The organism is Roseibium album (genome assembly GCF_965233825.1).
Classification (GTDB): Bacteria; Pseudomonadota; Alphaproteobacteria; order Rhizobiales; family Stappiaceae; genus Roseibium; species Roseibium album.
Window position 1 is genome coordinate 3291751 of sequence record NZ_OZ247583.1, and the last position, 8344, is coordinate 3300094.

Sequence of the window (8344 nt, forward strand, 5' to 3'; positions counted from 1 at the left end):
CCTATGCGGCAGTTTCCCGCTGGAGATTGATAACCTTTTCCAGCGGAGGCAATGTTGCGAGCGGCAGGGTTTCCCGGCGCACAAATGAGCGATGCAACAGACTGATTGAAAGCAGATAAAGAAACGTCTGGTTTTCCTTTGTGCTGATGTCGCTGGCTGGTTTGGTCAGCACCTTGTTGGCAAGACGTTTGGCAAATGCGGCATTCAGGAATGGCAGTTTGGCAAGCTCCGCATCACTCAAGACAAGATCCAGGTAGTCGGGTTGGTGCTTTGCAAAGGCGGCCGCGTCCGGAGCCCGATAGGGGAACTTGCGCTTTTCGATGATCTTGTCTGGAAGGCGGTTGCGGAAAGCCTCCCGCAAAAGCCGTTTTTCCCGTAAACCGTCGTCGAACTTCAGATTGATGGCCGTTGCCAGGGAAAAAACGCCCGGATCCAGAAACGGACAGCGGTTCTCCACACCATGCGCAAGGCTCATCCTTTCGCCCTGTGTCGAAAGCAGGTAGCCGGGCAACAAGGTTTTGTATTCCAGCCACTGGGCTTTCTCGACCGGAGAGAGTGCATCGTAGTCCGGAGTGGACGATATCAGGTCAGTTATCGCTGCAAGCGGAGTGTTCTTGTCCTTCAAAAGCCGCGTTGAAAACTGCCCGTTCTGAAATCGCAGCTCGTGCGAAAACAGGCCCGGCATGCGTTCCTTGGAAAATTGCTGATAAAGGCCTGTCATCGCAGCTGTGTCTTCGGGGCCATAATGCGCGAGATGCGGGTAAAGTTCCTGGATCCGGGACCGGCGCACCTCCCCGGAAAGCTGGTTCCAGGAGGTGCGTAACAGTGTTTCCTTGAAAAGGTCGTAGCCAAGGAACGCTTCGTCGGCTCCTTCACCGCTCAGCACAACCTTGACACCCTCGCGGCGGGTCCGGTCGGAGAGAATATACATTGGAACAAATGCGCTTCGAAATGCCGGAACTTCAGCGTGATACACGGCTGCAGGGGTTTGATCGCAAATGTCCTGATAAGAGATTCGTTCAGCACAGTGCCGAGTTCCGAGATATTCAGAGATCAGCTGCTGATCAGATGATTCATCGAATTCCGCGTCATCAAATTCGACGGAAAACGTTGACAGGGGTTTTGCCGAGAAGTCTTTCGCAAGCAGCGCGACGATCGAGGAGTCGATGCCACCGCTGAGATATACCCCGACTTCAACATCGCTGCGCAGACGCAGCTCAACGCTGCGGTTCATTCGCTCCCGAATGAGTTCTTGAGCCGCATGTTCGTCATCGGGCTGAGGCTCTTCGTCGAAACGAAGTTCGGCATAGCTTTCAGTTGTCAAATCACCGTTTTTCAATGTGAGCCATTGGCCCATCGGAAGGCTCTTGATCTCCTTAAAGCCCGTTTGGTCGGGAAGGGGCGTCCAGACACACAGGATCGACGCAAGCTGACCGGCATCCTGTTCAAAAGAGATAGACGGAATAGCCAGGAACGCCTTCATTTCGGAGGCAAAATAGAAAGCATTTCCTTGGCGGACATAGAAAAGCGGCCGTTTGCCGAAGCGATCACGTGCGAGATACAGGCTTTCTGTCTTGCAGTCGTAAACAGCAAATGAGAAACAGCCATTGAAGCGGCGCAGGCAATCAGGCCCCCAGGTTATCCAGGCGTTCAGAACGACTTCGGTATCGCAGTTGGTCTGAAATCGGCAGCCCATGGCTTCCAGCTCGGATTTCAGCTCCAGGTAATTGTAGATTTCACCGTTGTAACTGAGCCAATAGCGGTTCGAAGGATCTGAAAACGGTTGCTGTCCGGCAGCGGGATCCAAAATGGCCAGCCGGACGCTGCCCAGGGCAAAACCGTTATCGACCACACAGCCTGCTCCGTCCGGTCCCCGGTGCCCGATCTGGGCGAGCATATTCTGGACATCATTGACAAGCGTGTCGGCGACGCGAGAGGGGTCGATAATACCGGCAATACCGCACATGAAACTTCCGCCTGTCCAAGGTCAATCAGTGATTGATTCTGACAATTTTCGACTGACAGTTTTCTCGATCAGGCTCAAACTGACCATAACATTCGCTGTCATCTCCTGCTCGGAGAACTTGATGTCGAATTCCTTTTCCAAAAAGCGGATGAGCTGGATGTATCCAAACGAATCCATCACACCTTCTTTAAAAAGATCCGAGGTTTCAGGGAAAGATTCGTCGAACTCAATTAAAAATTGATCTTCAATAAAGTCGCGAATTTGTTGCATGTTGAGTGTACGCCTTCAAAGAGGGTCGCAAACAGCAGTCTTGGGCCGTTTCGGCTTTGTTGCACAGTGGATTCTGTTCGAAATGGATCGGCAGAGCGACCAGATAACAACAGCAATCATCAGCTACAGTAAATTGAAAACCGACAAGAAATAAAGCCGGAAAAACTTGCAGAAGCGTACTTCATCCACGCCCAATGTCAGGAAACCGGATGTTATGTGCCCAAATGCGGGCGGAGTTCGCTGTGTCTTTCGCCGGGTCGCCCTCAATCGGTGCTGCAGCTACGGCGCTTCTCCTTGGGGAAAAGAGCATTAGAGATTGAAAAAATTGTGCTTTTGCCCTCTAGGCAACGCAACGCTAGTTGTGAATACTGACTTTTGCAGGGGTACGGCGATCCTGCCGGTTTCAATGGCAGCGAGCCGAATCAAAATGTCCGGCGAGCCCGGGTGTGAGAGGGGCAAACCATCATGGCAGGTTTGGTATGAATATCTTCCGCCTGCTCAGGGATGGCCCACCCGCCAGCCGCCGAATGATCTTTGTTTTTGCCGGTTTGACCGGGCTTGGAAATGCCGGTCTGGTCGGTCTCGTCAACGAGGCGGCCGAGCAGTCGCTCTTCGGCCTCGATGTCGAACCACGCCTGCTTGTCGTTTATGTCCTGACACTGCTGTTTTTCCTTATCTCCAATCGTTCTGCGCTGAAACAGGCGAACCGGTTCGTGCAATCGCGTCTGGAGGCCACCCGGCGTCGGATCGTTCGCAAAATCCGGATGGCGGATCTCCGGACACTGGAGCGGCTTGGAAAAGGCGACATCTACGTCACGGTCGCTCAGGAAACCGACCATCTTTCGCAAACGCTGCCTTTGTTGATTGGCGCGGCTCAAAGTGCTCTGCTGGTCCTGTTCCTGTTTTTCTATATTGCGTCGATTTCGCTGATTTCTTTCTTTGTCATTGCAGCCTTTTCGTTCTTTGGCGCGCGAGTCTTTATGGCGCGGCAACGGGCTTTGACGGCGTCCCTGGCGGAAGTCCATCATCGGGAAGCTGAAATGCTCGACAGCCTGATGCATTTTACGCTTGGGTTTCAGGAAATCCGGCTGAACGCAGACAAGAATGAAGCGTTATTCAATCATTTCTCCGGCGTTACGGACCGGCTCAAAGATGTGGTCACCGAGCTCGGGGGCCGTTGGGTAACGCTCCTGCAATTCAGCAACGCCTTTATCTTCCTGCTGGTCGGCATCGTCGTCTTTGTCCTCCCTGTTTTTTTCGACGGCTACGACGATAGCATCTACAAGATCACGGCAGCCTCCGTGTTTGCATTGGGCCCTATAGCGGCAATCTTTTCGGTTGTCCGTCTCATAGGCCGTGCGGAGGCAGGGTTGGGGCATGTCTACGCGCTTGAAAAGAAGCTTGATCATGGGGCATCACTGCCAATCGAGCCCAGGCCGAGGCAACGGTCCGCCTTCCGTGGCTTTTCCAAGATTGAACTGGCAGGCGTCGAGTTCAAATATGCAGATCTGGATGGAAGCGTGTCCTTCAAGGCGGGACCTCTCGATTTGACTCTGAATCGCGGAGAAGTCGTTTTTCTGACAGGCGGGAACGGATCCGGAAAATCCACGGCGCTGAAATTGCTGACGGGGCTGTACACGCCGGATGCCGGCCAAATCCTGTGTGACGGCATCCCTGTCGAAGATGCCAACCGGCAGGAATATCGGGAGATCTTCTCATGCGTCTTCACGGACTTCCACTTGTTCGACCGTCTTTACGGGATCGGAGATGTTGAACCGGAAGAAGTGGAGCGCTTGATCGAGCGTATGCAGCTTGGCGGCAAGGTCGGATTTGAAAATGACCGCTTTACGACGCGGGACCTGTCGACCGGTCAGCGCAAGCGTCTGGCCATGATCGTCGGCATGCTGGAAGATCGGGAAGTCTACATCTTTGATGAATGGGCTGCTGATCAGGACGCCCATTTCCGGGAAAAGTTCTATTCCGAAATTCTTCCCGATTTCAAAGCGCGCGGAAAGACGGTTCTGGCCGTTACCCACGACGACCACTATTGGCACCTTTGCGACCGACGCATTGTTCTGGATCTCGGCATGATCCTTCCGGATGGAGAGCGTTAGGTCATGGTCCTGATTGATTTTGTAAAAGGGGCGAACCGCAATCAGCTCAGATGGATGATCCTGCTGACCGTCATCGCCGGCTGCGCCAATGCCGCCCTCATTGTGGTCATAACAAATGTTGCAAAATCCGTTGCCAACGCGGAGCGTCCCGATCTGGTCGCCTGGATGTCCTTTCTCGGTGCTTTCGGGCTCTACTACCTGGCCAATCAGTTCGCGCTTGTTCGGTCCATGGCGATCATTGAAGATCTGCTGAACCAGTTGAGGCTGAAGGTTGCCGACAAATTGCGGAAGTCAGAGCTGCCTGTCGTCGACCGGCTTGATCGGGGGCGGCTTTACAATCTGGTGGCGAAGGAAACCAACCATCTTTCGGTAACGTTCCCGCTTATCGTTGATGCGGTCCAGCAGGTCGTCCTGCTGTTCGTGGCGGTGCTTTATCTTCTTTACCTCTCACCTGCCGCCTTTTTTGTCTTTGGGGCGACCGTCGGGGCCGGCGTTATCGGTTTCAAGGTGATCGACAGCCGGTACCGTCAGATCTTGAAGTTGGTGGAGCGGATGCAGGCAGAAATGCTTGATGCCATCCTCGACACTATCAGCGGCAGCAAGGAGCTGCGGCTCAGCGCTGATCGGAGCGATGCGCTTGGCAAGGCCTACCGCAAACGCTCCACGCTTCTGGAGCGCCTGCTGGTCCGTTCAGTCGAGCATTGGGTATCCTTGATCATGCTCGGTAGCGTGACCATGTTCACGATGCTGGGCGTCGTCGCTTTTGCATTTCCAAAATACATAGCAGGGCACAACGCGACGATCTTTCAATTGGTTCCGGTCCTGCTTTTCTGCATGGGAACCTTGGCAAAGACCGTTACTCAGTCGCCCATGTTTATCCGCGCGGAAGTCGGTTTGCAGTCGATCCTGTCCATTGACCGGGAACTTTCGTCCGGTTCCAGCATTTCGCCGGAGCAGGCCCGCTCGCTCGGCAAGGAATATCTCGATTTTTCAAAGATAACGTTCAACGGCATCCGTTTCAGCTACGATCCCATGGATGAGGAGGCATATGTCGTTGGTCCGTTGAACCTCACCGTGTCACGGGCAGAAATCATCTTTCTGGTTGGCGGCAATGGGAGCGGCAAGTCGACCGCATTGCGAATGATGACCGGTCTCCTTCCCTTGCAGTCGGGCTGGATCGGTGTCGACGACAAGACAGTCACGGGCAAGGCGGTCGCCGGATATCGCGAACTTTTCTCTTCGGTCTTTGTCGACTTTCATCTTTTCGACCGGCTGTATGGTCTGGAAGGCATCGATCCGGGACAGGTCAATCAATTGCTTGCCGAGATGGAGCTTTCCGGGAAGGTTACATTTGAAGATGGGCGTTTCAATCGGCTTCAGTTGTCGACGGGACAGAGAAAGCGCCTGGCGTTGATCGCGGCCATTCTCGAAAACAGGCCGGTTTATGTGTTCGACGAATGGTCGGCTGAACAGGATGTCCAGTTCCGCGACCATTTTTACAATGGCATTCTTCCCGAGCTTCGCAGGCAGGGGAAAACTGTCATAGTCACAACCCATGATGAAAAGTACTGGAAAGTCGCAGACCGAGTGGTCAAACTGGATCTAGGCAAAATCGAGTGGGTAAAGAGTAAGGCCGAGTTGGAGGCAGAATGAGCGTCTGCATGTTTCCCGGACAAGGCGCTCAGCGCCTGGGAATGGGGCAAGACATCTTCGTCCGTTTCAAGGACTTGAAAGAACAGGCGGACGATATTCTTGGTTATGATCTGGCCAGACTTTGCAAAGATGGGCCGATCGAAAAACTCAGCCAGACCGAATATACTCAACCGGCGCTATACGCCGTTAACAGCCTGCAATATCTGAAATATCTGGAAGACGGCGGTCGCACGCCGGAATATTTGCTCGGGCATAGCGTGTCGGAATATGCCGCCCTGTTTGCAGCTGGCGTACTGGATTTCGCAACGGGTTTGAAAATCGTTGTGAAGCGCGGTGAACTCATGTCGGAGGCGCAAGGCGGCGGGATGGCTGCGGTTCTTGGCCTGAAAGCAAATGAGATTGAAGAGATCCTCAGATCCGAGGGTATCCACGACGTTTTTGCCGCGAATTACAACACGCCCAAACAGATCGTTTTGTCGGGCATAAAACAGTCAGTAATCGGCGCCGAACGGCAGTTCGTCGATGCGGGCGCGTCGCACTACAAGGTCCTGCAGGTCAGCGGTGCATTTCACACACCTTTCATGGAGAAGGCGTGCCGGAGGTTTGCTGAATTCATATCCTGTTTCGAATTCGAAAGTCAGAATATCCCCGTCATCTCGAATGTTACCGCCAGGCCGCATGTGGATGCTGATATTGCCGCGCGCATGATCGAGCAGGTGACTTCGCCGGTCCGCTGGAGCGATAGTCTTCGCTATTTGCTCGCAAAGGGAGTTTCATTTTCTGATATTCATGAAGTCGGTCCGGAAGGCCCACCAATCGTCCGGCCAATGTTCAAACGAACCGAACTTGAGGCCGGCCCTTTGGATAGTGCGGAACTGGCGGCGGAACTTCCTCCGCTGATGGAGCGTCCCAAGATTGAAAAACAGGGCGACAGCCACACCCGAGGCTTGGGCAAGCCGATTGAAATGAACGGCTCGGCCGTCAAATTCAGTCATTTTTCGATGGAAAACATCGGTTCTCGAGCGTTCTGTGAGGCCTTTGGGGTCCGGTATCCTTATGGCAGCGGCGCCATGTATCAGGGCATCGCGTCCGCTGACCTCGTCATTCGAATGGCAAATGCCGGTTTGCTCGGGATCTTCGGGGCTGCAGGACTGCCGATCCCGCAGATCAAGGCAGCGATTGCCAGGATCCGGTCGAACATTCCTGCGGGCCGGCCGTTTGGCGTCAACTTCATTGCCCATCTCAATCGACCTCACCTTGAAGACGAGTTGACGGACCTGCTTCTTGCCGAAGGCGTTTCCGTGATTGAAGCGTCCGCTTTTATGGACGTAACGCAGGCGCTTGTCCGGTACCGGGCCAAGGGCCTGCGATCAGAAAGTGGCAGAGTTCAGGCTGATAACAGGGTAATAGCCAAAGTCTCGCGTCCCGACGTTGCCAGCCAGTTTCTCCGCTCGGCTCCCGAACCAATAATCAAAAATCTCTTGCACGAAAAAGCGATCACCGAAGAAGAAGCGGACCTGCTTCGGCGCGTGCCTATGGCTGATGCGATTTGTGTAGAGGCCGACTCCGGCGGACATACTGATCAGGGTATGCCGTTTGCCCTGATCCCGCCTGTGCTGAAACTGAGAGAGGCTGCGGAAGAGGCGTTTGATCTTTCGGGAAGAATTTTTGTCGGAGCAGCCGGAGGAATTGGAACTCCGGAGGCGGCCGCGGCGGTCCTGATCCTGGGTGCCGATTTCATCATCACCGGATCGATTAATCAATGCACCGTCGAGGCCGGTACCAGCGCTGCCGTGAAGGACATGCTTGCAGATGTGAATGTCTATGACACCGCCTATGCACCGTCCGGAGAAATGTTTGAATTGGGTTCAAAGATACAGGTGCTGAAGAAAGGGGTCTTTTTTCCCTCGCGCGCAGAAAAGCTGGTTGCGACCTACCGCCAGCATGACAGTCTCGAAACCATCGAGACAAAACTGCGCAGTCAGATCGAGGACAGGTATTTGGGCCGCAGTTTCGGTGAGGTTTTTGAACAGATTGCAAAAGCCTATCCGGCAGAAGAAATCGAGCGGGCGCAACGTATGCCCAAGCACAAGATGGCGCTGGTTTTCAAACGTTATTACCGCGATACGACAGATTGGGCTCTGAAGGGGATGACCGAGCGCAAGGTTGACTTCCAGGTTCATTGCGGACCTGCGCAGGGGGCCTTCAATCAATGGGTGGCAGGGTCATCCCTTGAGGCTTGGCAAAACCGGCATGCAGATGCCATCGGGCTTCATTTGCTGGAGCAGACAGCGGATCTGTTGAACCGCCGCTTGTCGGTATTTACTGGATAGGGGCTGTT

General features: G+C 54.1%; 5 protein-coding genes. 3 read left to right on the forward strand and 2 right to left on the reverse strand.

What is annotated here, in order from left to right; genetic code table 11:
• Position 1: 1 nt before the first annotated feature.
• Together asnB and ACO6TI_RS15190 are read right to left on the reverse strand one after the other, a co-directional pair.
• Positions 2–1966 carry an asparagine synthase (glutamine-hydrolyzing) gene (gene asnB, locus ACO6TI_RS15185; RefSeq protein WP_422385225.1) on the reverse strand — a complete coding sequence of 655 codons (1965 nt, stop codon included), beginning with the start codon at positions 1964–1966 and terminating at the stop codon, positions 2–4.
• A 21-nt stretch (positions 1967–1987) separates the two neighbouring features.
• Positions 1988–2236, reverse strand: a complete 249-nt coding sequence (locus ACO6TI_RS15190; protein ID WP_029061352.1) for an acyl carrier protein — start codon at positions 2234–2236, stop codon at positions 1988–1990.
• A 479-nt stretch (positions 2237–2715) separates the two neighbouring features.
• Here ACO6TI_RS15190 and ACO6TI_RS15195 point away from each other — a divergent pair, with 479 nt between their 5' ends.
• The 3 genes from ACO6TI_RS15195 to fabD are packed head-to-tail and all read left to right on the forward strand — an operon-like array spanning position 2716 to position 8336.
• Complete coding sequence (locus tag ACO6TI_RS15195; RefSeq protein ID WP_422385226.1) at positions 2716–4350, forward strand: cyclic peptide export ABC transporter; 1635 nt, start codon at positions 2716–2718, stop codon at positions 4348–4350.
• 3 nt (positions 4351–4353) lie between these two features.
• Positions 4354–6003, forward strand: coding sequence for a cyclic peptide export ABC transporter (locus ACO6TI_RS15200; protein WP_055112027.1), 1650 nt, complete (start codon positions 4354–4356; stop codon positions 6001–6003).
• On the forward strand, positions 6000–8336 hold the full coding sequence (gene fabD, locus ACO6TI_RS15205; protein WP_422385227.1) for an ACP S-malonyltransferase: 2337 nt from the start codon (positions 6000–6002) through the stop codon (positions 8334–8336). The genes ACO6TI_RS15200 and fabD overlap by 4 nt, the downstream gene beginning before the upstream one ends.
• The last annotated feature ends 8 nt before the right edge of the window (positions 8337–8344 follow it).